Raw genomic sequence first — 24,378 nt, 5'->3', positions numbered from 1 at the left:
TGCATTCCCTGTTAGGAGCGGCCTTGTGCCGCGAAGGGCTGCAAGGCAGCCCCAAGTGATCAAAGCGCGGTATCACGCGTCTCTTTCAGGCACAAGACAGCAATCAGGCTGATCACCGCTGCCGCCGACACATACCCCCCCACCCAGCTCAACCCACCCATGCTTACCAGCTGCTGGGCGAAGAACGGTGCCGCCGAGGCGCCGACGATGCCGCCCAGGTTGTAGGCGGCCGAGGCGCCGGTGTAGCGCACGTGGGTCGGGAACAGCTCGGGCAGCAGGGCGCCCATCGGGGCGAAGGTCACCCCCATCAGGAACAGCTCGATGCTCAGGAACAGCGTCACCCCGGCGGTGGAGCCGGAGGTCAGCAGCGGTTCCATGGCAAAGCCCGAAGCCACCGCCAGCAGGCCGCCGACGATCAGCACCGGCTTGCGCCCGTAGCGGTCGCTGAGCCAAGCCGACAGCGGCGTGGCCAGGGCCATGAACACCACCGCGAAGCACAGCATGCCAAGGAAGCTCTGGCGGGTGTAACCCAGGGTATTCACGCCATAGCTGAGGGAGAACACTGTCGAGATATAGAACAGCGCGTAGCACACCACCATGGCGGCGGCGCCCAGCAGGGTCGGCAGCCAGTACTGGCTGAACAGCTCGACCACCGGCATTTTCACCCGCTCGTGGCGTGCCACGGCCTTGGCGAACACCGGGCTTTCCTCGAGCTTCAGGCGCACATACAGGCCGACCAGCACCAGGGCTGCGCTGAGCAGGAACGGAATACGCCAGCCCCACTCGCGGAACTGCTCGTCGCTCAGGACCAGCGCCAGGGTCAGGAACAGGCCGTTGGCGGCCAGAAAACCAATCGACGGGCCCAGTTGCGGGAACATGCCGAACCAGGCGCGCTTGCCTTGCGGGGCGTTCTCGGTGGCCAGCAGCGCCGCGCCGCCCCATTCGCCACCCAGCCCCAGGCCCTGGCCGAAGCGCAGCACGCAGAGGATGATCGGCGCCCAGATGCCGATGCTGTCATAGCCGGGCAGTACGCCGATCAGCGTGGTCGACACGCCCATCAACAGCAGCGAGGCCACCAGGGTCGACTTGCGCCCGATGCGGTCGCCGAAGTGGCCGAACAGTGCCGAGCCCAACGGCCGGGCAAGGAAGGCGATTCCGAAGGTGAGGAACGCCGCAAGCATTTGCACGGTGCCGGAGCCGGACGGGAAGAAGATCGGCCCGATCACCAGGGCGGCGGCGGTGGCGTAGACGTAGAAATCGTAGAACTCGATGGCGGTGCCGATGAAGCTGGCGGTGGCCACCCGGGCAGGCGAGTTGACCGGGGCCGCCGGGGCAGAGCCGGCGCAGGTGCTGCTGGTTGTCATTGTGTAGGTCCCTGACAGTCGATGCTCCACGGGCACGGCCAGGCGACAGGCGCAGGGCGGCCGGAGCGTATTGTTATGGTTCGCGCGACTGACGATGGCCCGGGGGTAGAGGCGGGGGCGGGCACTGTTCGGGGTGGTGAAGCAGGACCGCGGGGCGTGTCAGTGGTGCGGACTGGCCATCGGGCGCGGAGTGCGGGTAGCAGGCGCGATGGCAGGGCTTGATAAGCGTGACCGGAGTATAGCTATCGGGTCACGGTCCAGACCAGTACCTTGCTGGCGCAATTGTCCTCGGTTTCGAGGATTTCCAGGCGGTAGCGGCCGATCTTCAGGCACACCGCGCTTTCCGGGATGCTTTCCAGCGCCTCGGTGACCAGGCCGTTGAGGGTTTTCGGCCCGCCGTCGCAGGGCAGGTGCCAGCCCAGCGAGCGGTTGATCTCGCGCAGCGAGGCGGTGCCTTCGATGACGAAGCGCCCGTCGGGCTGGGGGTGGACGTGGGGGTTGTCGAGGCTGTGCTCGTCCTCGAACTCGCCGACGATCTCCTCGAGGATGTCCTCCAGGGTGACGATGCCCAGCACTTCGCCGTACTCGTCCACCACCACGCCCATGCGCCGCTGCTGCTTGTGGAAGTTCAGCAGCTGCAGCTGCAGGGGCGTGCTCTCGGGGACGAAGTAGGGCTCGTAGCAGGCGGCCTGCAACTGCCCGAGGGTCAGCTCGGCGCGTGGCAGCAGGTGGCTGATGAGCTTGGTGTTGAGCACCGCTTCAACCTGGTTGATGTCGTTGTGGTACACCGGCAGGCGGGTATGCCGGCTGACGATCAACTGCTCGATGATCTGCTCGATGGGGTCGTCGAGGTTGATGCCGTCGACTTCGTTGCGCGGGATCAGGATGTCGTTGACGGTGACCTTGTCCAGCGCCTGCAGGCCTTCGAGCAGGCCGTGGCGGGCGGGCTCCTGAGGCTCGTCGTCGAAGTCGTCGCTCTCTTGCTGCGGGTGCAGTGCCACGGCAGTGGGTTGCACACGGAACGGGCGCAGGATCAGCCGGGCGATACCGTCCAGCACGCAGGCCAGCGGCTGCAGCAGGGTGAGCGGAAGTTTGAGCAGGCTGGCACCGAGGCTGACAAATGCCTGCGGGTTGCGCCTGGCCAGGCGCCGGGGCAGGTATTCGGCCAGTACCAGCAGGCTGAGAGCACCGGCCAGGCCGGCCATCCAGAAACCGTGCTCACCGTTGTAGCGCTGGCCGAGCAGGCAGGCCAGGCCCAGTACCAGCAGCTTGCCGAAACTGGCGCACAGCACCAGGGCCTGGGCCGGTAGCGAAGGTTCGCCATGGCCGTTGAGCTGCTGGCGGGCGATGTCCACGGCGGTGAACAGCGCCGACCACAGCAGGGCCAGTGCGAGGTTGCCGAGCAGCGGGGCGTACGGCAGGGTGTCCATATTCGGCCGTCAGATATGCAGGATGAATTCGCGGACCAGCTTGCTGCCGAAATAGGCCAGCATCAGCAGGCAGAAACCGGCCAGGGTCCAGCGGATTGCCTTGTGGCCGCGCCAGCCGAGACGGGTGCGGCCCCACAGCAGCACGCTGAACACCACCCAGGCCACGCAGGCCAGCAGGGTCTTGTGCACCAGGTGCTGGGCGAACAGGTTGTCGAGGAACAGCCAGCCGGAAATCAACGATAGCGACAGCAGGACCCAGCCGGCCCAGAGGAAGCCGAAAAGCAGGCTTTCCATGGTTTGCAGGGGCGGGAAGTTGCGGATCATGCCGGACGGGTGCTTGTTCTTCAGCTGGCGGTCCTGCAGCAGCAGCAGCAGGGCCTGGAACACGGCAATGGTGAACAGGCCGTAGGCCAGGATCGACAGCAGAATATGGGCGAGAATGCCGGGTTCTTCGTTGATCAGCGGCACCGTGCCTGGCGGGGCGAACTGGGCCAGCAGGGCGGTGACCGCGCCCAGCGGGAACAGCAGCACCAGCAGGTTCTCCACCGGGATGCTCAGGCAGGCGAGCAGGGTCAGGGCGATGACGGCCACGGCGATCAGGCTGGCGGCGCTGAAGAAGTCCAGGCTCAGGCCCAGCGGGGTGATCAGCTGGAAGAACAGCGCGCCGCCCTGGGCGAGCACGGCCAGTACGCCGAGCAGGCCGAGCAGGCGCTTGTCTGCCTTGACGCCACGGGCAAGGCCGGTGGCCTGGAAGACCGTCGCGGCCACATAAAGGAAGGCGGCGATCAGGTTGGGGAGGAGGCTGGGTGAAGAGAGCATAAGTCCTGGCAGGCAAGCCCTAAAGGGACGGAGTTTGGCATAGAACCCGGTGGGCAAGGAAGACTGCGTATCAATCGCGGGTTACAGCGCAGGCCTGAAGGTCACGCGCCCCCTGTGGGAGCGGGTTTGCCCGCGAAGAGGCCGGCCAGGCCACCGAATGTCCAGAGACCCGGCGCCAAGGTGTGCGCAGCTGGCAGTCTCCGCTATAATCGCCGCCTTGCTGTGCCCGGCGTGTGTGCATTGTTTCCCGGGCACCTGAAAAACCTCGGCTTCACTGGGCCTGAAAGGATCACCATGTTCGAAAACCTGACCGACCGCCTGTCACAGACGCTGCGCCATGTCACCGGCAAGGCCAAGCTGACCGAAGACAACATCAAGGACACGCTGCGCGAAGTGCGCATGGCCCTGCTCGAGGCCGATGTCGCCCTGCCGGTGGTCAAGGATTTCGTCAACAGCGTCAAGGAACGTGCGGTCGGCACTGAAGTATCGCGCAGCCTGACCCCGGGCCAGGCCTTCGTGAAGATCGTCCAGGCCGAGCTCGAAAGCCTGATGGGCGCCGCCAACGAAGAGCTGACGCTGAACAGCGCGCCACCTGCCGTGGTGCTGATGGCCGGCCTGCAAGGTGCCGGTAAGACCACCACCGCCGGCAAGCTGGCCCGCCACCTGAAAGAGCGCAAGAAAAAGAGCGTGATGGTGGTGTCGGCCGACGTCTACCGCCCGGCGGCGATCAAGCAGCTGGAAACCCTGGCCAACGACATCGGCGTGACCTTCTTCCCGTCCGACATCAGCCAGAAACCGGTGGCCATCGCCGAGGCGGCCATTCGCGAAGCCAAGCTCAAGTTCATCGACGTGGTGATCGTCGATACCGCAGGTCGCCTGCACGTCGATGCCGACATGATGGACGAGATCAAGGCCCTGCACGCTGCGGTCAAGCCGATCGAGACGCTGTTCGTGGTCGACGCCATGACCGGCCAGGACGCCGCCAACACCGCCAAGGCCTTCGGCGACGCCCTGCCGCTGACCGGCGTGGTGCTGACCAAGGTCGACGGTGATGCCCGTGGCGGTGCTGCGCTGTCGGTGCGCGCCATCACCGGCAAGCCGATCAAGTTCATCGGTATGGGCGAGAAGACCGAGGCCCTGGAGCCGTTCCACCCCGACCGTATCGCCTCGCGCATCCTCGGCATGGGTGACGTGCTCAGCCTGATCGAGCAGGCCGAGCAGAACATCGACAAGGCCAAGGCCGACAAGCTTGCGAAAAAACTGAAGAAGGGCAAGGGCTTCGACCTTGAAGACTTCCGCGACCAGCTGCAGCAGATGAAGAACATGGGCGGCCTTGGCGGCCTGATGGACAAGCTGCCGAGCATTGGTGGCATGAACCTGTCGCAGATGGGCAACGCCCAGGGCGCCGCCGAGAAGCAGTTCAAGCAGATGGAGGCGATCATCAACTCCATGACCCCTGCCGAGCGCCGCGACCCCGACCTGATCAGCGGTTCGCGCAAGCGCCGCATTGCCCTCGGCTCCGGCACCCAGGTGCAGGATATCGGCCGCTTGATCAAGCAGCACAAGCAGATGCAAAAGATGATGAAAAAATTCTCCGCCAAGGGCGGCATGGCCAAGATGATGCGCGGCCTTGGCGGCATGTTGCCCGGTGGCGGCATGCCGAAGATGTAACTAGGGTTTGTGCGAAAGTCGCCGAGCGGCGATCAGGCAAGGCGAAAACAGGCGAGGAACGGTCGGAGTCGCGCTCGACTTTACGGGTCGTAAATGAGCATTCCGAGCCTGTTTTCAACGCAGCATGATCGTCGCGCAGGCACTTTTCGTACAAAGCCTAATCCGGCGGGCTTCCTATATATAAGGAGGCCGGCCAGACCCCCGCTTTGGCGGGAACATGGCCGCCGTCAGGCGGCTTCAACCGGCAGGACTGAACGGTGGGCCAGGTGCTCGCCGAAAAAGGCATTTGCAAATGTCCGTGTATTCCCCGAGAATATGCGGCCTTTTGGGCACCCGTGTGCCCATTGGGCATTCAGTTTTGCAGCACCACTATAGGAACGATGTTCACATGGTAACCATCCGTCTTGCCCGTGGCGGCTCGAAAAAGCGCCCTTTCTACCACCTGACCGTGACCAACTCGCGTAACGCCCGTGACGGCCGTTTCGTTGAGCGCGTAGGCTTCTTCAACCCGATCGCATCGGGCGCCGAAGTCAAGCTGTCGGTCAACCAGGAACGCGTCACCTACTGGCTGAGCCAGGGCGCGCAGCCGTCTGAGCGTGTTGCTCAGCTGCTGAAGGAAGCTGCCAAGGCCGCAGCCTGAGCAGTATGAACGCGACGCCAGAAAAGGCTGACGACCTGATCGTCGTTGGCAAGATTTTTTCGGTTCACGGCGTTCGCGGCGAGGTGAAGGTGTTTTCCTTTACCGATCCGATTGAAAACCTGTTGGATTACCCGCGCTGGACGCTACGGCACGAAGGCAAGGTAAAACAGGTCGAGCTGGTCAACGGTCGTGGCTCTGCAAAGGGTCTGGTCGTGAAATTGAAAGGCCTCGATGATCGTGAAGAAGCCCGTCTTCTGAGCGGCTTCGAAATCTGCATTCCGCGCAGCCTTTTGCCCAACCTGGCAGCTGACGAGTACTACTGGTACCAGTTGGTGGGCCTGAAGGTCATCAATCAGGACGAACAGCTGTTCGGCACGATCGATCACCTGTTGGAGACCGGCGCGAACGATGTAATGGTGGTCAAACCCTGCGCAGGCAGCCTGGATGATCGCGAGCGTCTGTTGCCCTACACGGCGCAATGCGTGCTCGACATCGACCTGGAAGCAGGCGTGATGCGGGTTGAGTGGGACGCGGACTTCTAAACGATGGGTAACCTTCGCGTAGACGTCATCACGTTGTTCCCCGAGATGTTCTCGGCCATTACGGAGTACGGCATTACCAGCCGTGCGGTGAAACAGGGGTTGCTGCAAGTGACCTGCTGGAACCCGCGGGACTACACCACAGATCGCCACCATACCGTGGATGATCGGCCGTTTGGCGGTGGTCCGGGCATGGTGATGAAGATCAAGCCTCTGGAAGACGCCCTGGTTAGCGCCAGGCAGGCGACTGGAGCTGCGGCAAAGGTGATCTACCTTTCGCCACAAGGCCGCAAGCTGACTCAGCAAGCGGTCAAAGGCCTGGCCGAACAGGAATCGTTGATCCTGATCGCCGGTCGTTATGAAGGCATCGACGAGCGCTTTATCGAGGCTCATGTCGATGAGGAGTGGTCGATTGGTGACTATGTGCTTTCCGGTGGCGAGCTGCCGGCCATGGTACTGATCGATGCGGTTACACGGCTGCTGCCCGGAGCTTTAGGGCATGTGGACTCGGCGGAGGAAGACTCTTTCACCGACGGTCTGCTGGATTGCCCGCACTACACCCGACCTGAGGTGTATGCGGATCAGCGTGTTCCCGACGTGTTGCTAAGTGGCAACCATGCACATATCCGGCGATGGCGGATGAAGCAGTCCCTTGGTAGGACCTTCGAACGACGCGCCGATCTTCTGGAAAGTCGCTCGCTTTCTGGAGAAGAGAAGAAGCTGCTCGAGGAATATCTCCGCGAGCGGGACGATAGTTAAACGTATCGATGGTGGATCGCGTATCCATCTTAGGAGCACAGCATGACCAACAAGATCATCCAGCAGCTCGAAGCTGAACAGATGAGCAAAGAGATCCCGACCTTCGCACCAGGCGACACCGTTGTCGTCCAGGTTAAAGTGAAGGAAGGCGACCGCTCGCGTCTGCAGGCTTTCGAAGGCGTCGTTATCGCCAAGCGTAACCGCGGTCTGAACAGCGCCTTCACCGTGCGCAAGATCTCCAGCGGCGTTGGCGTAGAGCGTACCTTCCAGACCTACAGCCCGCAGATCGACAGCCTGGCCGTGAAACGTCGTGGTGACGTGCGTAAAGCCAAGCTGTACTACCTTCGCGACCTGTCCGGCAAAGCCGCTCGCATCAAGGAAAAACTGTCCTGAGTGCAGTTTGCCTGGTGGCCTAGGCCCCCGCGCGAGAAAAAGCAGCCTTCGGGCTGCTTTTTTGCTTTCTGTGCCCTGTACCGCTGGGTTGGCTTCTTCCACAGGAACCCAGTCACCTATGAAACCAACGCTGCCCCTGTGGGAGCGGGTTTACCCGCGAAGCAGGCGACACTGTCTTCAAGCCCTTACGATGTGAGTTGCCCATGACCCCTCGAGACCAGGAAATCCAGCGCCGCACGCAGCTTTCGGAAACCCGCGTGACCAAAGCTGTATTCCCCAACACCACCAACCACCACAACACCCTGTTCGGTGGCACCGCTCTGGCCTGGATGGACGAGGTGTCGTTCATCGCCGCCACCCGTTTTTGCCGCCTGCCGCTGGTGACCGTGTCCACCGACCGCATCGACTTCAAGCACCCGATCCCGGCCGGCTCCATCGTCGAGTTGGTGGGTACCGTGGTTAAGGTGGGCAACACCAGCCTGCAGGTGCAGGTGGATGTGTTCGTCGAGAACATGTACCTCGATGGCCGCGAGCGGGCCATCCACGGGGTGTTCAGTTTCGTCGCCATCGACGAGGACAAGCGCCCGGTGCCGGTGTTGCCGCAGGCTTGAATGGCTGCCAAGCTGTGCTGTCCTGCGCGGGAGGCGGCTTGCCGGCGATAGGGCCAGTACAGACAACCAGCAACCCGCTATGAAACACTGGCCGCCTCAATACTTGGTACAGCCCCTCGCATGCCCGCCCTCGACCACCCCCTGATCGACCAGTTCCTCGACGCCCTGTGGCTGGAAAAAGGCCTGTCCGACAACACCCGCGCCTCTTACCGCAGCGACCTGGCCCTGTTCAACGGCTGGCTGCAGGAAAAAGGCGTCGCGTTGCCCGATGCCGGCCGCGAGTTGATCCTCGACCACCTGGCCTGGCGCTTCGACCAGGCGTACAAGCCGCGCTCAACGGCGCGCTTTCTGTCCGGCGTGCGTGGTTTTTACCGCTACCTGCTGCGCGAACGCATGATCGGCGTAGACCCGACGCTGCAGGTAGACATGCCGCAACTGGGCCGCCCGCTACCCAAGTCGCTGTCCGAAGCCGATGTAGAGGCCCTGTTGCAGGCGCCGGACCGCAGCGAAGCCATCGGCCAGCGCGACCGCGCCATGCTCGAGGTGCTGTATGCCTGTGGCCTGCGGGTCACCGAGCTGGTCAGCCTGACCCTCGACCAGGTCAACCTGCGCCAGGGCGTGCTGCGGGTGATGGGCAAGGGCAGCAAGGAGCGCCTGGTGCCCATGGGCGAGGAGGCGGTGGTGTGGATCGAGCGTTATGTGCGCGACGGCCGCGCCGAGCTGCTCAATGGCCGCCCCAGCGACGTGCTGTTCCCCAGCCAGCGTGGCGAACAGATGACCCGCCAGACCTTCTGGCACCGCATCAAGCATCATGCCCGGGTGGCCGGTATCGACAAGCCGCTGTCACCGCACACCCTGCGCCACGCCTTCGCCACCCACCTGCTCAACCACGGCGCCGACCTGCGCGTGGTGCAGATGCTGCTGGGCCATAGCGACCTGTCTACCACGCAGATCTACACCCACGTAGCCAAGGCCCGCCTGCAGCAGCTGCACGCCCAGCACCATCCGCGTGGATGAATGATATTCATGTTCCGCCGACTGGTGCATGAGGGGCCATTCTGCGGGCCTGTGTTGTGGTAGGCTTGGGCGGTTTGTTGCAAGGGCCGCCCGAACGCCGCGTTTCACCCCGCAGGCATGCTTCGCCGGCCCCGTCCGCCCTCAGGAGTTCCCCATGCGCGTGACCCAGATTTTCGCCGCCGCCGCCCTGGCGCTGGCCAGTACCTTTGCCGCCGCCGCGGCCACCGACGGCAATGCCAACGCCGAACAGGCGATCCGCAAATCGCTGCAGAACCTGTCGCTGGAAGTGCCGGTCGAAAGCGTTGCCAGCAGCCCGCTCGACGGTCTGTACGAAGTCAAGCTGCAGGGCGGGCGGGTGCTGTACGCCAGCGCCGACGGCCAGTTCGTGATGCAGGGCTACCTGTTCCAGATCCAGGACGGCAAGCCGGTCAACCTCACCGAAAAAACCGAACGCCAGGGTATCGCCAAGCTGATCAACGGCATCCCGGCTGCGGAGATGGTCGTGTACCCGGCCAAGGGCGAGACCAAATCGCACATCACCGTGTTCACTGACACCACCTGCCCCTACTGCCACAAGCTGCACGCCGAAGTGCCCGAGCTGAACAAGCGCGGCATCGAAGTGCGCTACGTCGCGTTCCCGCGCCAGGGCCTGGGCTCGCCGGGTGACGAGCAGTTGCAGGCGGTATGGTGCTCCAGCGACCGCCGCGCGGCGATGGACAAGATGGTCGAGGGTAAAGAAATCAAGGCCGCCAAGTGCACCAACCCGGTGGGCAAGCAGTTTGCCCTGGGCCAGTCGATCGGCGTCAACGGCACGCCGGCCATCGTGCTGGAAAGCGGTCAGGTGATTCCGGGCTACCAGCCGGCACCGCAAGTGGCCAAGCTGGCCCTGGCTGGCCAGCAGCAAGCAGCCAAGTAACCAATTCAGTACGCCGTCGTCATGGGGTGACGGCATGTTTCACGGTCGGCGCAGGTGCCGGCCGTTCAATGGGGAGTTCACAGTGAAACCGGTCAAAGTAGGCATCTGTGGGTTGGGGACCGTCGGTGGCGGTACCTTCAATGTACTTCAGCGCAACGCCGAGGAGATTGCCCGCCGTGCCGGGCGCGGTATTGAAGTGGCACAGATTGCCATGCGCTCGCAGAACCCGAACTGCCAGATTACCGGTACCCCCATTACCGCTGATGTGTTCGAAGTCGCGACCAATCCCGAAATCGACATCGTCATCGAGCTGATCGGTGGCTACACCATCGCCCGCGACCTGGTGCTCAAGGCCATCGAAAACGGCAAGCACGTGGTCACCGCCAACAAGGCGCTGATTGCCGTGCACGGCAACGAGATCTTCGCCAAGGCCCGCGAGAAGGGCGTCATCGTCGCCTTCGAAGCGGCCGTGGCCGGCGGCATCCCTGTGATCAAGGCGATTCGCGAAGGCCTGTCGGCCAACCGCATCAACTGGCTGGCCGGCATCATCAACGGTACCGGCAACTTCATCCTCAGCGAAATGCGCGAGAAGGGCCGCACCTTCCCCGACGTGCTGGCCGAAGCCCAGGCGCTGGGTTATGCCGAAGCCGACCCGACCTTCGACGTCGAAGGCATCGATGCCGCGCACAAACTGACCATCCTGGCGTCCATCGCCTTTGGCATCCCGCTGCAGTTCGACAAGGCCTACACCGAAGGCATCACCCGCCTGACCACCGCTGACGTGAACTACGCCGAAGCCCTGGGCTACCGCATCAAGCACCTGGGCGTTGCCCGGCGCACCGCCGAAGGCATCGAGCTGCGCGTGCACCCGACGCTGATCCCGGCCGACCGCCTGATCGCCAACGTCAACGGCGTGATGAACGCGGTGATGGTCAATGGCGACGCTGCCGGTTCCACCCTGTACTACGGCGCTGGCGCCGGCATGGAGCCGACCGCATCCTCGGTGGTGGCCGACCTGGTGGACGTGGTTCGCGCCATGACTTCCGACCCTGAAAACCGCGTACCGCACCTGGCCTTCCAGCCAGACTCGCTGTCGGCCCACCCGATCCTGCCGATCGAAGCATGCGAAAGTGCCTACTACCTGCGCATCCAGGCCAAGGATCACCCGGGCGTGCTTGCCCAGGTGGCCAGCATCCTCTCGGAGCGCGGCATCAACATCGAGTCGATCATGCAGAAGGAAGCCGAGGAGCAGGACGGCCTGGTGCCGATGATCCTGCTGACCCACGGTGTGGTCGAGCAGCGCATCAACGATGCCATCGTCGCCCTGGAAGCCCTGCAGGACGTGGTTGGCCCGGTTGTACGCATCCGCGTCGAACAGCTCAATTAATTCCGGCGGCGGGCCGCGACGGCGGCCCGCGCCCAGCATCGAAGGTTTGCACCCATGCGCTATATCAGTACCCGCGGCCAGGCTCCGGCCCTGAACTTCGAAGACGTGCTGCTGGCCGGCCTTGCCACCGACGGCGGCCTGTACGTTCCCGAGAACCTGCCACGCTTCACCCAGGAAGAAATCGCCTCCTGGGCCGGCCTGCCGTACCACGAGCTGGCCTTCCGGGTGATGCGCCCGTTCGTCACCGGCAGCATCGCTGATGCCGACTTCAAGAAAATCCTCGAAGAAACCTACGGCAACTTCGCCCACGCCGCCGTCGCGCCGCTGCGCCAGCTCAACGGCAACGAGTGGGTGATGGAGCTGTTCCACGGCCCGACCCTGGCGTTCAAGGACTTTGCCCTGCAACTGCTCGGCCGCCTGCTCGACCACGTGCTGGCCAAGCGCAACGAGCGCGTGGTGATCGTCGGTGCCACCAGTGGTGATACCGGTTCGGCCGCCATCGAAGGCTGCCGCCGTTGCGACAACGTCGACATCTTCATCCTGCACCCGCATCAGCGCGTGTCGGAAGTGCAGCGCCGGCAGATGACCACCATCCTCGGCGACAACATCCACAACATCGCCATCGAAGGCAACTTCGACGACTGCCAGGAAATGGTCAAGGCCAGCTTCGCCGACCAGTCGTTCCTCAAGGGCACCCGCCTGGTGGCAGTGAACTCGATCAACTGGGCGCGGATCATGGCCCAGATCGTCTACTACTTCCATGCAGCCCTGCAGTTGGGCGGCCCGGCCCGTTCGGTGGCGTTCTCGGTGCCGACCGGCAACTTCGGCGACATCTTCGCAGGTTACCTGGCGCGCAACATGGGCCTGCCGATCAGCCAGCTGGTGGTGGCCACCAACCGCAACGACATCCTGCACCGCTTCATGAGCGGCAACCAGTACGTCAAGGATGCCCTGCACCCGACGCTGTCGCCGTCCATGGACATCATGGTTTCGTCCAACTTCGAGCGCCTGCTGTTCGACCTGCACGGGCGCAATGGCGCAGCGGTTGCCGAGCTGATGGCTACCTTCAAGCAAGGTGGCGGCTTCAGCGTCGAGCAGGACCGCTGGACCGAAGCACGCAAGCTGTTCGACTCGCTGGCCGTTACCGACGAGCAAACCTGCGAGACCATCGCCGAAGTGTTCGCCAGCACCGGTGAAGTACTCGACCCGCACACCGCCATCGGCGTCAAGGCCGCCCGCGAGTGCCGCCGCAGCCTGGACACGCCAATGGTGGTGCTGGGCACAGCGCACCCGGTCAAGTTCCCCGAGGCGGTGGAGAAGGCCGGCGTCGGCAAGGCGCTGGAGCTGCCAGCCCACCTGAGCGACCTGTTCAGCCGCGAAGAGCGCTGCACGGTACTGGCCAACGACCTGAAAGCTGTACAGGCCTTCGTCAGCCAGCACGGTAATCGCGGCAAGCCGTTGTAAGGCATGCACCGCCGAGGCCGCTTCGCGGCCCATCGCGGCACAAGGCCGCTCCTACAGAGAGCGTACGAACCCTGTAGGAGCGGCCTTGTGCCGCGATGGGCTGCAAAGCAGCCCCAATATTCAAGAAACCCCCCACCGCGTTCTCGGAAATTTCCTATTTAGTCGGCATATGGCCATCCCTAAAGTGCAGGTTTCACTTCTGCCAGGAGAAGCCTGTGCGCAGCCTCCAAGTCCTCATCCACCAAGCCCGCCCCTTCCACCAGATCCCCCTGCATCAGGCGTTCAATGCCCAGGGTGTGTTCAACGTGCGCCTGAGCGACGACCTGGTCAACACCACCGCCTGCCTGGGCCGTGAGCGTGCCGTGGATGTACTGGTACTCGACCACGGCATGCCTGAACCCTCCGCCCTCTCCTTGCTCCAGCACTTGCAGGCCCAGCCTGCGCCACGGGCGTTGTTGTTCGTCGGCCAGGTAGACGACAAACGCCAAGACATGGCCCTGGAGGCCCGCAGGCGAGGTTTTCGGGTAGTGGGCGAACTGCCCTGGCCGGTGTCGACCGTGGCCCTGGAAAAGGCCCTGGCCCGTCTGTAAGCAGGGCACGGCGCTGCCTGCAAACTGTCACACTGCCCGCGCATGCTTGGTAGGGCGGGCCGGTAGGGCGAACTTTCCCACGGGCTCGATGGTCAGTTCCCATATGTCTACCTGCCAGCGAGTGTTCCGGATGGAAAGAATCTGCAGACTGCTCAACGATGCCCTGACCCCCTACCACGCCACCCTCGGCCACATCGACAGCGATGGCAGCCGCCAACTGACACTCCACGACGAACACGGCACGCTCACCTTGCAGCGCAAGGTCGCTGCACGCCAGTTGCTGGAGCAGCAGTTGCTGGTCGACCTGGTCGACGGCCTGCACCGTGACCTGCAAATCGCCGAAGGGCGCCTGCAACCCTGCGTGATCGCCGCCTTGCAGCACCAACGCCAGCCCCAGGGAACCTTTGCCTGACAGGCGCATCTGAATCAGCAAGGGCAGTCTGACGGTGCTTTGCTCCGGTAGTGTCAGGTTGCCCCGGGAAGCCCCACAGGCTTTCGCTTGACCCCGGCCGTCCTCCCCAGCGTCCGGGGTTTCTTTTTGCCTGTTTCAGGGCTGGGTGCCGAGGCTGGGGGCAGCCTCGAACAGATGCCTGGCCTGCTCCAGATAGTCGGCCTGCTGGTTCGGGTCGAGCCAGCGGGCATACAGGGCGGGGAGGGTGTCGCCGCCCAGTTCCGGCAGCAGCCGGTCGATATGGGCGATGGCGTTGCGCCCCAGCGGCGTGTCGGAGCAACCCACGCGCAGGAACTGATAGTGGTCTACCCCCTTGATCGGGTAGAACGCATAGCCGTCGAGCGAGCCACCTTGCTGCTGGATCAGGTAGCGGATTTCCGGCCAGTAACCCAGCACCAGTTGCAGGCGCCCCAACTGCTGCATTTGCAAAAGGCTCGCCGTGGCTTCGTTGCCGTAGTGGCGGCTCAAGGCGCTGTCCGGCAGTTGGCGCAGGATCGCGTCCACCTGAGTGCTGTAGCTGCGTTCGGCGACGATGCCCAGCTTCAGGTGGGTGCCAGCCAGCAGTTGGCCGAGGTCGACCTGGTGCTGGTCGAGGTAGGGGGCCAGCAGCGCCTGGTCTTGCCTGCGCACCACCAGGCCGCTGCTCAGGGCTGCCAGCACGGGTTTGGAGAAGTACACGTACTTGGCCCGTTCTGCCGTCCACAGCAGGCTGGGGTCGCAGGTGAAGCTGTCTTCCTGGAGCATCTGGATGCCGCGGGCGCGGTTGACCCGCACGATGCTGTGGTCGTATTCGGGCATCTGCGCCATCAGCAGCGGCAGCATCTGGTCGACCACGCCCTGGCCCTTGGCCGGGCCTTCGAAAATGGTGAACGGCGGCAGGTCGCGTATCAGCCACAAAAGGCGCTCGCGTGCTTCGCCGGCTTGAGCACCAAGGGCGCTTAGCAGCAGGGCGGCGAGGGCGATCAGGCGAAGGCTGCGCATGGGGCCGGGCGCGGTCAGACCGCGCCGCTCTCACGTAGGCGGGCGATGGCGGCTGCGTCGTAACCCAGCCCACCCAGTACGCTGGCAGTATGCTCGCCCAGTTCCGGGCCCACCCAGTCGGCCGAGCCCGGCGTGTCGGACAGCTTGGGTACGATGCCCGGCATCTTGAACGGCTTGCCGTCCGGCAGCTTGGCTTGCAGGAACATCTCGCGGGCCAGGTACTGCGGGTCGCTGAACATGTCCTCGGCCGAATAGATACGGCTGGCCGGCACTTCGGCGGCGTTCAGTACCTGCATCACCTCGGCCAGCGGCAGGCTGTTGGCCCAGCGGTCGATCACCCCGTACAGCTCGTCGCGGCGGGCGTCGCGGCCATCGTTGCTGGCCAGGGTGGTGTCGTCGGCCAGGTCGTGGCGGCCGATGGCCTGCATGAGGCGCTTGAAGATGGCATCGCCGTTGGCGCCGATCTGCACATGGCGGCCATCGGCGGTGGTGTGGATGCACGACGGGGTGATGCCCGGCATGATGTTGCCGGTGCGTTCGCGGATGAAGCCGAACACGTCGAACTCCGGCACCATGCTTTCCATCATGGCGAAGATTGCCTCGTACAGCGCCACGTCAACCACCTGCCCCTGGCCGCCGTTCACTTCACGATGACGCAGGGCCATCAACGCACCGATCACCCCCCAAAGCGCAGCGATGGAGTCGCCGATGGAGATACCTGTGCGCACCGGCGGGCGGTCCTCGAAGCCGGTGATGTAGCGCAGCCCGCCCATGGACTCGCCGACCGCACCGAAGCCAGGCTGGTCTTTCATCGGCCCGGTCTGGCCGAAGCCTGACAGGCGCACCATCACCAGGCGCGGGTTGAGCGCGTGCAGCACGTCCCAGCCCAGGCCGAGTTTTTCCAGCACGCCGGGGCGGAAGTTCTCGATCAGGATGTCAGCCTCGGCCAGCAGGCGCTTGAGCACTTCGCGGCCTTCGGGGTGCTTGAGGTTGAGGGTCAGCGACTGTTTGTTGCGCGCCTGCACGAACCACCACAGCGACGTGCCCTCGTACAGCTTGCGCCACTTGCGCAGCGGGTCGCCGCCGTCGGGCGACTCGACCTTGATCACCTCGGCGCCGAACTCGGCGCAGATGCGCGAAGCAAAGGGGCCGGCGATCAGGGTGCCAAGTTCGATGACTTTCAGGCCGGCGAGGGGTTTGCTGGGCGTGGGCATGGGGCATCCGTGGCGAAGGGCGTTGAGCGGTGGTTGTATCACAGCTGGGCGGTGGCAGGTATACGGTGGCCCCTGTCATCTGCTGACCGTGCGGGCTTGCATAACCTTGTAGAAGCCGGCTTGCCGGCGATAGGGCCCATACAGGCAGCGCAAGACAGCCGGCAACCCGTAATCCGGCAGACCGGCGGGCCCGCGAAGGCGCAGGATCAGTTAGACTGTGCGACTTTCTTTTCAACGAAGCCCGCCCCCATGGCCCAGCCGTCCACCACCTACAAGTTCGAACTCAACCTCACCGACCTCGACCGCGGCGTCTACGAGAGCGTGCGCCAGACCATCGCCCGTCACCCGTCGGAAACCGAGGAGCGCATGGCTGTGCGCCTGCTGGCCTATGCCCTCTGGTACAACGAGAACCTGTCGTTCGGCCGTGGCCTGTCGGACGTCGACGAAGCCGCCTTGTGGGAAAAGAGCCTGGACGACCGCATCCTGCACTGGATCGAAGTCGGCCAGCCGGATGCCGACCGCCTGACCTGGTGCTCGCGCCGTACCGAGCGCACCAGCCTGCTGGCCTACGGCAGCCTGCGGGTGTGGGAGGGCAAGGTGGTCGGCGCGGTCAAGGGCCTGAAGAACCTGAGCATCGCCGCAGTACCGCAGGAAGTGCTGGAGGTGCTGGCCACCGACATGCCGCGCACTATCAAGTGGGACGTGATGATCAGCGAAGGCACGATCTTCGTCACCGACGACCGCGGCCAGCACGAAGTGCAGCTGCAGTGGCTGCTCGGCGAGCGCTGAGTCGACTTTTACCTGATTACCGAAGACCCCATGCGCATCGAACCCCGCCCCCTGCCGTCGACCTTGCCCCTGCTGGGCAACCTGCCCCCCTTGCTGACCCGCCTGTACGCCGCCCGTGGCGTGCAGAGCGAGGCCGAGCTGGACAAGAGCCTGGCACGGCTGCTGCCCTACCAGCAGCTCAAGGGCATCGACGCAGCGGTGGACCTGTTGGTGCAGGCCCTGGACCTGCGCCAGCGTATCCTCATCGTCGGTGACTTCGACGCCGACGGCGCCACTGCCAGCACCGTCGGCGTACTTGGCCTGCGCCTGCTGGGTGCGGCCCATGTCGATTACCTGGTACCCAACCGCTTCGAGTACGGCTACGGCCTGACCCCGGAAATCGTCGAGGTGGCGTTGCAGCGCCAGCCGCAGCTGCTGGTCACCGTGGACAACGGTATCTCCAGCGTCGAGGGTGTGGCGGCGGCCAAGGCGGCCGGGCTTAAGGTGCTGGTGACCGACCACCACCTGCCGGGCCAGCAGTTGCCGGATGCCGACGCCATCGTCAACCCGAACCAGCCGGGCTGCGCGTTCCCCAGCAAGTCTCTGGCCGGGGTGGGGGTGATCTTCTACGTGCTGATGGCCCTGCGCGCCCGTTTGCGTAGCCTGGGCCGTTACGAGCAACAGGCGCAGCCGAATATCGGTGAGCTGCTCGACCTGGTGGCGCTGGGCAGCGTGGCCGACGTGGTGCCGCTGGATGCCAACAACCGCATCCTGGTCCACCAGGGCCTGGAGCGCATTCGTGCGGGCCGTGCCCGGCCAGGGCTCAAGGCCATTTTGGAGGTCGCCCGGCGCGATCACCGGCGCATCACCTCCACCGACCTTGGCTTCATCCTCGGCCCGCGGTTGAACGCCGCCGGCCGCCTGGATGACATGAGCCTGGGTATCGAATGCCTGCTGTGCGACGACGCTGCGCTTGCGCAGGATATGGCCCAGCAGCTGGACGGCCTGAACCAGGATCGCAAGTCGATCGAGCAGGGCATGCAGCGCGAGGCGCTGGCCCAGCTCAAGGACTTGCCGGTCGAGTCCATGCCCTATGGCCTGTGCCTGTTCGACGCCGAGTGGCACCAGGGGGTGATCGGTATCCTGGCTTCGCGCCTGAAGGAGCGCTACCACCGCCCGACCATCGCCTTTGCCGATGCCGGCGACGGCATGCTCAAGGGTTCGGCGCGGTCGGTGGCGGGGTTCCATATTCGCGACGCGCTGGATGCGGTGGCGGCGCGCCACCCGGCGTTGATCAGCAAGTTCGGCGGGCATGCCATGGCGGCTGGCCTGTCGTTGCCTGAGGCGAATTTCCCGGCGTTTGCCGAGGCGTTCGACCTTGAGGTGCGCCGGCAACTGCGTGAGGAGGACCTGACCGGCCGGCTGTTGTCTGACGGGGTGCTGGCGGTGGAGGAGTTTCACCTGGACCTGGCGCGGGCTTTGCGCAATGCCGGGCCTTGGGGGCAGCACTTTCCCGAGCCGTTGTTCCATGGGGTGTTTCAGTTGATGGAGCAGCGGGTGGTGGGGGAGCGGCACTTGAAAGTCGTGCTCAAGAGCGAGTGCGGGTCGGTGCGGCTGGATGGGATTGCCTTTGGCGTGGACCGGGAGGTTTGGCCGAACCCTACTGTGCGGTGGGTGGAGTTGGCTTACAAGTTGGATGTGAATGAGTTTCGGGGGAATGAGAGTGTGCAGTTGATGATTGCGCATATGGAGGCACGGTGATTTTCGGTTAGTTTGATTTTGGTTGTTTTGGAAGTTGTATGCGCATTCATTATTTGTATTGACGCTTATTCACCTTTCCGCCCTTACGGCGGGTAACTTTTTGAAGGATCAAAAAGTCACCAAAAAATCCTCGCTCCATTCATACGGCCCCTACGCTTCGCTCCGGGGTTCCCTCACTCCGGGCTTGCTCCGGGGGTACGCGCCGACGGGCCGTCCCTGGCCCGATCGGCGCTCGACCGGCATCCATGCCGGTCGCCCCCCTACGCAATCCCTGCGTTCGGCCTCCTGAAGTCGCGAAGTTAGGGGCGGCGCTTGCACTGGCGCAGCTAACCGCTAGTTGCCACCGTGGGAACTCAGGATTTAATCGCGGGGCAAGCCCGCTCCCACAGTAAGTGCGCGATCGGCGTGGGAGCGGGCTTGCCCCGCGATGGCATCAGAACAAACAACACATCAATAACAATCAAACCAAAATCCCAGCTCTTGCTCTTGCTCTTGCTCTTGCTCTTGCTCTTGCTCTTGCTCTTGCTCTTGCTCTTGCTCTTGCTCTTGCTTCTAAGCGCGCGGTAGTTCAGACAACACAAATCGCGACTTCAGGAGGCCGAGCGTAGGGCTTGCGTAGGAGGGCGACCGGCATGGATGCCGGTCGAGCGCCGATCGGGCCAGGGACGGCCCGTCGGCGCGTACCTCCGTAGCAAGCCCGGAGCGAGGGAACCCCCGAAGCGCAGCGTAGGGGGCCGGATGATAGGAGCCATGTACGGGTCACCCACATGGGTTACACAAAAGTTCGCTCACATAGGTGACAACACCTGAAGTGTTACATAACCATCATCGGCATCTCGCTCATCGATCCTGCCGAGAATGATTGGGCCGAAAATAACATCCCACACCCCATCCCCGACTTGCTCCAGCCCAATGGTCTGATGCTTGAGCACGTAACCTACATAGATCCTCAAACCCCGGCGGTTGACGATGCCACTGCGATCAGCTGGCAGGCTCTCGATATGACTGGGGTAAGTCATTTCAGGTAGTTTTTCCGGGAACGGGCGTGGCGAAGGCTGGTAGCAGGACGCTGGTGTTTTCTGCTTCAGTGCTTCGTGGAGCCGCTCGTAATTGTAGTGTTGCCGGAAGCGGTCGAAGTGCCGTTGTTGAGCCTCCCAAAGCCACTGCGGGCGGTGACGGAAGCGTACTTTTGAGTGTTCGGTGCATACGCTCGTGCCGACCATTTTGCTCCGGTCTGCCAGGCGCAATACGTTCAGGAATGATGCCTAGGCGCAGCCACCAGATGGACAGCTGGGAGAGCCCTGCACGCCCTTTACTGGCAAACGGCACGCCGTTATCGGTCCGGATACGTTCAGGTAGCCCGTTTTCACGAAAGACCTCAGTGAACACAGCCTGTGTCTCCAGAAAGTTCGTATTGGCCATGCTGTGGCACGCGAGCAAGAAGCGACTGGCGTGATCCATGATCGTCAACGGATAGCACCAGACCCCAGCTCCTGTCAGAAACTGGCCTTTGTAGTCCGCAGTGAAGAGCTGATTGGGCGACTCCGCCTTTTCAAGCGGCTTGGGATAGACCGCTACGCGCTGACGCAGGCGCCGCGGCTTGATCAGCTCGGCTTTCTTGAGGATGTTGTAGATCGTTGTCTTGGAGGGGCGCCTGGTCAGGAAAACGTTCCTGCAATGCGGCCTGGATCTTCTTGGGCCCAGGCTCCGTCTGGCCCTTGCCGCGTAATTCGATAATGGCCTCGCGAACGGCGACGGGTACAACCCAATCTTGCGTCAGCCGGCGACGGCTACGTTCCTCTAGGCCTGCTGGGCCAGCTTTCTCGAAACGCTCGACCCATTTGTAACCGGTCTTTCGACTGATCTCGTAGGCCTCGCAAAGGGCGCTGAAGCTAGGCGCCCCCTGGAGATAGTCAGCGATGAAAAGCACTTTCATGTCCATAGGTTTCAGCTCTCGCCAAGGCATGGTCAGATCCTCGAAAAACCGACCATGCCAGTTAAAAACTGTTACCTATGTGCGTGAACTGATTTGTAACCCATGTGGGTGAGTCATACCGCCAGCGTTTTTTGGTTACTTTTTGTCGCGTTTGACAAAAAGTGACCCGCCGTAAGGGCGGAAAGGTGACGAAAAGCGAATATCGTCAATGAATGCGCATACATCTCCCAAAGCAATAACCACAATCCCCGAACCCGAACCCGAACCCGAACCCGAACCCGAACCCGAACCCCAAAAATCCGAACCCCACCCCCATGGTCTAGTCTCAATCAAACCGGTACCGGCCCCACCCCAACAACGAACCCCGGACCGGAAAAACCATTTGGAGTCCCTGGGAGGTGCCCTCATGAGCCTATTGCTTGAGCCCTACACCCTGCGTCAACTTACCCTGCCCAACCGTATCGCAGTCTCCCCCATGTGCCAGTACTCCGCCGCAGACGGCCTGGCCAATGACTGGCACCTCGTGCACCTGGGCAGCCGCGCGGTAGGCGGCGCCGGCTTGGTGATCACCGAAGCCGTGGCCGTCACCGCCGACGGCCGTATCACCGCCGAAGACCTCGGCCTGTGGACCGACGAGCAGATCCCCCCGCTGCAACGCATCACACGATTCATCACCGCCCAGGGCGCCGTACCCGGCATCCAGCTCGCCCACGCCGGGCGCAAGGCCAGCACCCACCGCCCTTGGCTGGGCAAGCACGGCAGCATCAAGCCCGAAGAGGGCGGCTGGCAGCCGGTTGGCCCGTCGAAGATCGCCTTCGACCCCGAACACACCGTGCCCCGTGAACTGAGCCAGGACGACATAAAGAACATCATTGCCGCGTTCGTGGCCGCCACCGAACGTGCCCTGCAAGCCGGCTTCAAGGTGGTCGAGATCCACGCCGCCCACGGCTACCTGCTGCACCAGTTCCTCTCGCCGCTGAGCAACCAGCGCCGCGATGAGTACGGCAGCTGCTTCGAAAACCGCATCCGCTTGACCCTGCAAGTCACCGAAGCAGTGCGCAAGGTATGGCCCAAGGAGCTACCGCTGTTCGTGCGGGTATCGGCCACCGACTGGGTGGAAGACGGCTGGAACCCCGATGAAACCGTCGAGCTGGCCCGCCGCCTGCGGGTACTGGGGGTGGACCTGATTGACGTGTCTTCCGGCGGCACCTCGGTCAACGCCGAAATCCCCACAGGCCCCGGCTACCAGACCCGCTTCGCCGAGCGCGTGCGCAAGGAATCGGAAATCGCCACCGGCACCGTCGGCATGATCACCGAGCCGGCCCAGGCCGAGCACATCCTGCGCACCGGCCAGGCCGACGTGATCTTCCTCGCCCGCGAACTGCTGCGCGACCCGTACTGGCCGCTACACGCAGACGACGACCTGGGTGGCAACAAGGCCACCTGGCCCGCGCAGTACCAGCGCGCCACCAGCCGGGCCAACCCGATTCATGAGTCGGACCTGCGCGACTGACTCAGCGGCAAGCTGCCTGGAGGAGGATGTCGCTGACCCATTGATTGATGCTTTTCTGCGCCAGCTCGGCTTTGGCAGCCACGCTGGCGTGGAGGGTGGGGTCCAGGCGCAGGCTCAATTTTCCGGAATAAGCTTTCTGTGGCGCTCGGCCCAAGCGTTCACAGGTTTCCAGGTAATCGTCGACAGCTTCCTCGAAAGCATGGCGCAGTTCGCCGATGGACTCGCCATGGAAGCCGATCACATCGTGGATACCCGCGATATGGCCAATCAGCAACTGGTCTTCGTCGCTGTATTCGATGCGAGCTGAATAGCCGCCGTAGTGCATGACATTCATGGTGTGACTCCTGCCTGCTCAAGGAACTGGCGAGCTCCCTTTATCTGGTACGGCTTGGCATGGCGATCCGGATGGGGGCGATGGAACGTCGCAACCGCGCCGTTGAGCTCGAAGCGCACACGTGAGCCACGACCTTCCACCGTTATGGCACCTAGGGATACCAGTAACGATTCCAGGCGCTGCCAATCCAGTGTCTTGGGAACAGGCTTGCTGAAAATGAGTACGAGTGCAGCGCGTTGGTGATTATTTATGGTATCAGTCTGTGATACCAGAAGAATCTGCTCAACCGTTTGCCCGTAGGAGGCTGGAGCCTTGGCAGGCAGGAAAAGTCATTGCATTCAAGAGAGGAAAGCCGACCGCCTCAGAATGGCCGGTCGGCCAGGGTCAAGCAGGCCTCAATGCTTGAACATCACATGCCGCACACAGGTGTAATCCTCCAGCCCATACATCGACATATCCTTCCCATACCCCGAGTGCTTCTGCCCGCCATGGGGCATTTCGCTGACCAGCATGAAGTGCGTATTCACCCAGGTGCAGCCATATTGCAGGCGCGCCGCCAGGCGGTGCGCGCGGCCGCTGTCGCGGGTCCATACCGACGAAGCCAGGCCGTAGTCGGAATCGTTGGCCCACTCCAGCGCCTGGGCCTCATCGGTGAAGCGGGTCACCGACACCACCGGGCCGAACACTTCGTGGCGGACGATTTCGTCATCCTGCAAGGCATCGGCCAGTACCGTGGGCTCGAAGAAGAAACCGTCCCCGGCAATCACCTTGCCACCGGTCACCAGGCGAATGTGCGGCTGCTCGATGGCGCGCTGCACCAGCCCGGCCACCTTGTCGCGATGCTGTGCGCTGATCAGTGGGCCCAGCTCGGTGCCCTCGGCCTCCTGCAGGCCGTGCTTGATACTGGCAACGGCCGCGCCCAGGCGCTCGACGAACTGCTCGTAGATGCCGCTCTGCACGTACAGCCGGCAGGCGGCGGTGCAGTCCTGGCCTGCGTTGTAGAAGCCGAAGGTGCGGATGCCGTCGATGGCCGCATCGATATCGGCGTCGTCGAATACCAGCACGGGCGCCTTGCCGCCCAGCTCCATGTGCATGCGCTTCACGCTGTCGGCAGTGGCGCCGATGATGTGCGCGCCGGTGGGGATGGAGCCGGTCAGCGACACCATGCGCACCTTGGCGTGGGTGACCAGCGGGTTGCCCACGGTCTGGCCACGGCCGAACAAAATGTTCAGCACACCGGCCGGCAGCAGGCCCTGCACCAGTTCGCCCAGGCGCAGGGCGGTCAGCGGGGTCAGCTCCGACGGTTTGATCACCACGGTGTTGCCGGCAGCCAGGGCCGGGGCGATCTTCCACGCCAGCATCATCAGCGGGTAGTTCCACGGTGCGATGGACGCCACCACCCCCAGCGGGTCGCGGCGGATCATCGAGGTGTGCCCCGGCAGGTACTCGCCGGCTGCCGAGCCACCCAGGCAGCGGGCTGCGCCGGCGAAGTAGCGGAACACATCGGCGATGGCCGGGATCTCGTCGCCCAGGGCGGCGGCATACGGCTTGCCGCAGTTCTGCGACTCCAGCCGGGCCAGCTCCTCGCCATGGGCCTCGATTACATCGGCAATGGCCAGCAGTGCCGCCGAGCGCTCCTTGGGCGTGGTTTGCGACCAGCCGTCGAAGGCTCGGTCTGCGGCGCGTACGGCAATATCGACCTGGGCCTCGGTGGCCTCGAGAATCTGCGCCAGGGCAGTGCCGCTGGCCGGGTCAAGCACGGTCCAGGCCGGGCCTTCGCCGTTTACGAGACGGCCGTCGATCAGCATTCGGGTTTGCAT

23 protein-coding genes and 1 pseudogene are annotated in these 24,378 nt (G+C 63.7%); 15 read left to right on the top strand and 9 right to left on the bottom strand.

The features are described 5' to 3' along the window. Nucleotides 1-59: 59 nt before the first annotated feature. The 3 genes from KSS93_RS23980 to KSS93_RS23970 form a co-directional block, all read right to left on the bottom strand. The gene (locus KSS93_RS23980) at nt 60-1,364 is read right to left on the bottom strand and encodes an MFS transporter (protein WP_217886264.1); all 1,305 of its coding nucleotides are present in this window, start codon (nt 1,362-1,364) and stop codon (nt 60-62) included. 242 nt (nt 1,365-1,606) lie between these two features. Next, nucleotides 1,607-2,794, bottom strand: coding sequence for a transporter associated domain-containing protein (locus KSS93_RS23975; RefSeq protein ID WP_217886263.1), 1,188 nt, complete (start codon nt 2,792-2,794; stop codon nt 1,607-1,609). A 9-nt stretch (nt 2,795-2,803) separates the two neighbouring features. Beyond that, nucleotides 2,804-3,613 (bottom strand): cytochrome C assembly family protein, encoded by an 810-nt coding sequence (locus KSS93_RS23970; RefSeq protein ID WP_217886262.1) that lies wholly within the window; start codon nt 3,611-3,613, stop codon nt 2,804-2,806. Between the two features lie 294 nt (nt 3,614-3,907). Here KSS93_RS23970 and ffh point away from each other — a divergent pair, with 294 nt between their 5' ends. From ffh to KSS93_RS23910, 12 genes are all read left to right on the top strand, one after another. Beyond that, the gene (gene ffh, locus KSS93_RS23965) at nt 3,908-5,284 is read left to right on the top strand and encodes a signal recognition particle protein (RefSeq protein WP_217886261.1); all 1,377 of its coding nucleotides are present in this window, start codon (nt 3,908-3,910) and stop codon (nt 5,282-5,284) included. Between the two features lie 388 nt (nt 5,285-5,672). Then, the gene (gene rpsP / locus KSS93_RS23960; protein ID WP_011535318.1) at nt 5,673-5,924 is read left to right on the top strand and encodes a 30S ribosomal protein S16; all 252 of its coding nucleotides are present in this window, start codon (nt 5,673-5,675) and stop codon (nt 5,922-5,924) included. Nucleotides 5,925-5,929: 5 nt separating this feature from the next. Next, a complete protein-coding gene (gene rimM / locus KSS93_RS23955; RefSeq protein WP_217840041.1) occupies nt 5,930-6,466 on the top strand; it encodes a ribosome maturation factor RimM in 537 nt (178 codons plus the stop codon). A gap of 3 nt (nt 6,467-6,469) precedes the next feature. Then, a complete protein-coding gene (gene trmD, locus KSS93_RS23950) occupies nt 6,470-7,222 on the top strand; it encodes a tRNA (guanosine(37)-N1)-methyltransferase TrmD (protein ID WP_003252146.1) in 753 nt (250 codons plus the stop codon). Between the two features lie 42 nt (nt 7,223-7,264). Continuing rightward, entirely contained in the window at nt 7,265-7,615 is a 351-nt protein-coding gene (gene rplS, locus KSS93_RS23945; protein ID WP_011535315.1) for a 50S ribosomal protein L19, read from the top strand. Between the two features lie 203 nt (nt 7,616-7,818). After that, complete coding sequence (locus tag KSS93_RS23940) at nt 7,819-8,226, top strand: acyl-CoA thioesterase (protein ID WP_217886260.1); 408 nt, start codon at nt 7,819-7,821, stop codon at nt 8,224-8,226. Nucleotides 8,227-8,346: 120 nt separating this feature from the next. After that, the gene (gene xerD, locus KSS93_RS23935; protein ID WP_217840039.1) at nt 8,347-9,243 is read left to right on the top strand and encodes a site-specific tyrosine recombinase XerD; all 897 of its coding nucleotides are present in this window, start codon (nt 8,347-8,349) and stop codon (nt 9,241-9,243) included. A 154-nt stretch (nt 9,244-9,397) separates the two neighbouring features. Beyond that, complete coding sequence (locus KSS93_RS23930) at nt 9,398-10,159, top strand: DsbC family protein (RefSeq protein WP_217886259.1); 762 nt, start codon at nt 9,398-9,400, stop codon at nt 10,157-10,159. Nucleotides 10,160-10,241: 82 nt separating this feature from the next. After that, nucleotides 10,242-11,546 (top strand): homoserine dehydrogenase, encoded by a 1,305-nt coding sequence (locus KSS93_RS23925; protein ID WP_217840037.1) that lies wholly within the window; start codon nt 10,242-10,244, stop codon nt 11,544-11,546. Nucleotides 11,547-11,600: 54 nt separating this feature from the next. After that, on the top strand, nt 11,601-13,010 hold the full coding sequence (thrC, locus tag KSS93_RS23920) for a threonine synthase (protein ID WP_217886258.1): 1,410 nt from the start codon (nt 11,601-11,603) through the stop codon (nt 13,008-13,010). A gap of 215 nt (nt 13,011-13,225) precedes the next feature. Continuing rightward, complete coding sequence (locus KSS93_RS23915; protein WP_225917245.1) at nt 13,226-13,600, top strand: DNA-binding transcriptional response regulator; 375 nt, start codon at nt 13,226-13,228, stop codon at nt 13,598-13,600. Between the two features lie 130 nt (nt 13,601-13,730). Continuing rightward, nucleotides 13,731-14,012 carry a DUF3509 domain-containing protein gene (locus tag KSS93_RS23910; RefSeq protein ID WP_217886257.1) on the top strand — a complete coding sequence of 94 codons (282 nt, stop codon included), beginning with the start codon at nt 13,731-13,733 and terminating at the stop codon, nt 14,010-14,012. 135 nt (nt 14,013-14,147) lie between these two features. Here KSS93_RS23910 and KSS93_RS23905 read toward each other — a convergent pair whose 3' ends face one another. Then, entirely contained in the window at nt 14,148-15,032 is an 885-nt protein-coding gene (locus KSS93_RS23905; RefSeq protein ID WP_217886256.1) for a TIGR02285 family protein, read from the bottom strand. 14 nt (nt 15,033-15,046) lie between these two features. Beyond that, complete coding sequence (locus KSS93_RS23900) at nt 15,047-16,246, bottom strand: CaiB/BaiF CoA transferase family protein (RefSeq protein ID WP_217886255.1); 1,200 nt, start codon at nt 16,244-16,246, stop codon at nt 15,047-15,049. 249 nt (nt 16,247-16,495) lie between these two features. On the opposite strand from KSS93_RS23900, the gene KSS93_RS23895 reads away from it, so the two are divergent. Continuing rightward, nucleotides 16,496-17,035, top strand: coding sequence for a YaeQ family protein (locus KSS93_RS23895; protein WP_217840032.1), 540 nt, complete (start codon nt 16,496-16,498; stop codon nt 17,033-17,035). Between the two features lie 30 nt (nt 17,036-17,065). Beyond that, complete coding sequence (recJ, locus tag KSS93_RS23890) at nt 17,066-18,775, top strand: single-stranded-DNA-specific exonuclease RecJ (RefSeq protein WP_217886254.1); 1,710 nt, start codon at nt 17,066-17,068, stop codon at nt 18,773-18,775. Nucleotides 18,776-19,563: 788 nt separating this feature from the next. On the opposite strand, the pseudogene KSS93_RS26755 reads toward recJ, so the two are convergent. Then, nucleotides 19,564-20,741 (bottom strand): annotated as a pseudogene (locus KSS93_RS26755) (integrase core domain-containing protein). 376 nt (nt 20,742-21,117) lie between these two features. Between KSS93_RS26755 and KSS93_RS23880 the strand changes: the two are divergent. Beyond that, entirely contained in the window at nt 21,118-22,224 is a 1,107-nt protein-coding gene (locus KSS93_RS23880; protein WP_217886253.1) for an NADH:flavin oxidoreductase/NADH oxidase, read from the top strand. 1 nt (nt 22,225) lies between these two features. On the opposite strand, the gene KSS93_RS23875 is transcribed toward KSS93_RS23880, so the two are convergent. The 3 genes from KSS93_RS23875 to KSS93_RS23865 form a co-directional block, all read right to left on the bottom strand. Then, a complete protein-coding gene (locus tag KSS93_RS23875; RefSeq protein ID WP_217886252.1) occupies nt 22,226-22,558 on the bottom strand; it encodes a type II toxin-antitoxin system HicB family antitoxin in 333 nt (110 codons plus the stop codon). After that, nucleotides 22,555-22,809 (bottom strand): type II toxin-antitoxin system HicA family toxin, encoded by a 255-nt coding sequence (locus KSS93_RS23870; protein ID WP_217888797.1) that lies wholly within the window; start codon nt 22,807-22,809, stop codon nt 22,555-22,557. Before KSS93_RS23870 ends, KSS93_RS23875 begins: the two co-directional genes overlap by 4 nt. Nucleotides 22,810-22,953: 144 nt before the next feature. Further along, the gene (locus KSS93_RS23865) at nt 22,954-24,378 is read right to left on the bottom strand and encodes a gamma-aminobutyraldehyde dehydrogenase (protein WP_217886251.1); all 1,425 of its coding nucleotides are present in this window, start codon (nt 24,376-24,378) and stop codon (nt 22,954-22,956) included.

Origin of the sequence: Pseudomonas xanthosomatis, assembly GCF_019139835.1 — a bacterium.
Lineage (GTDB): Bacteria > Pseudomonadota > Gammaproteobacteria > Pseudomonadales > Pseudomonadaceae > Aquipseudomonas > Aquipseudomonas fakonensis.
This window is presented reverse-complemented; position numbering and strand designations above follow the sequence as displayed.

Bases quoted from the DNA above. Each gene is read 5' to 3' on its own strand.
- KSS93_RS23980 (WP_217886264.1), bottom strand. From the start codon at position 1,364: ATGACAACCAGCAGCACCTGCGCCGGCTCTGCCCCGGCGGCCCCGGTC.
- KSS93_RS23975 (WP_217886263.1), bottom strand. From the start codon at position 2,794: ATGGACACCCTGCCGTACGCCCCGCTGCTCGGCAACCTCGCACTGGCC.
- KSS93_RS23970 (WP_217886262.1), bottom strand. From the start codon at position 3,613: ATGCTCTCTTCACCCAGCCTCCTCCCCAACCTGATCGCCGCCTTCCTT.
- ffh (WP_217886261.1), top strand. From the start codon at position 3,908: ATGTTCGAAAACCTGACCGACCGCCTGTCACAGACGCTGCGCCATGTC.
- rpsP (WP_011535318.1), top strand. From the start codon at position 5,673: ATGGTAACCATCCGTCTTGCCCGTGGCGGCTCGAAAAAGCGCCCTTTC.
- rimM (WP_217840041.1), top strand. From the start codon at position 5,930: ATGAACGCGACGCCAGAAAAGGCTGACGACCTGATCGTCGTTGGCAAG.
- trmD (WP_003252146.1), top strand. From the start codon at position 6,470: ATGGGTAACCTTCGCGTAGACGTCATCACGTTGTTCCCCGAGATGTTC.
- rplS (WP_011535315.1), top strand. From the start codon at position 7,265: ATGACCAACAAGATCATCCAGCAGCTCGAAGCTGAACAGATGAGCAAA.
- KSS93_RS23940 (WP_217886260.1), top strand. From the start codon at position 7,819: ATGACCCCTCGAGACCAGGAAATCCAGCGCCGCACGCAGCTTTCGGAA.
- xerD (WP_217840039.1), top strand. From the start codon at position 8,347: ATGCCCGCCCTCGACCACCCCCTGATCGACCAGTTCCTCGACGCCCTG.
- KSS93_RS23930 (WP_217886259.1), top strand. From the start codon at position 9,398: ATGCGCGTGACCCAGATTTTCGCCGCCGCCGCCCTGGCGCTGGCCAGT.
- thrC (WP_217886258.1), top strand. From the start codon at position 11,601: ATGCGCTATATCAGTACCCGCGGCCAGGCTCCGGCCCTGAACTTCGAA.
- KSS93_RS23910 (WP_217886257.1), top strand. From the start codon at position 13,731: ATGGAAAGAATCTGCAGACTGCTCAACGATGCCCTGACCCCCTACCAC.
- KSS93_RS23905 (WP_217886256.1), bottom strand. From the start codon at position 15,032: ATGCGCAGCCTTCGCCTGATCGCCCTCGCCGCCCTGCTGCTAAGCGCC.
- KSS93_RS23900 (WP_217886255.1), bottom strand. From the start codon at position 16,246: ATGCCCACGCCCAGCAAACCCCTCGCCGGCCTGAAAGTCATCGAACTT.
- KSS93_RS23895 (WP_217840032.1), top strand. From the start codon at position 16,496: ATGGCCCAGCCGTCCACCACCTACAAGTTCGAACTCAACCTCACCGAC.
- recJ (WP_217886254.1), top strand. From the start codon at position 17,066: ATGCGCATCGAACCCCGCCCCCTGCCGTCGACCTTGCCCCTGCTGGGC.
- KSS93_RS23880 (WP_217886253.1), top strand. From the start codon at position 21,118: ATGAGCCTATTGCTTGAGCCCTACACCCTGCGTCAACTTACCCTGCCC.
- KSS93_RS23875 (WP_217886252.1), bottom strand. From the start codon at position 22,558: ATGAATGTCATGCACTACGGCGGCTATTCAGCTCGCATCGAATACAGC.
- KSS93_RS23865 (WP_217886251.1), bottom strand. From the start codon at position 24,378: ATGCAAACCCGAATGCTGATCGACGGCCGTCTCGTAAACGGCGAAGGC.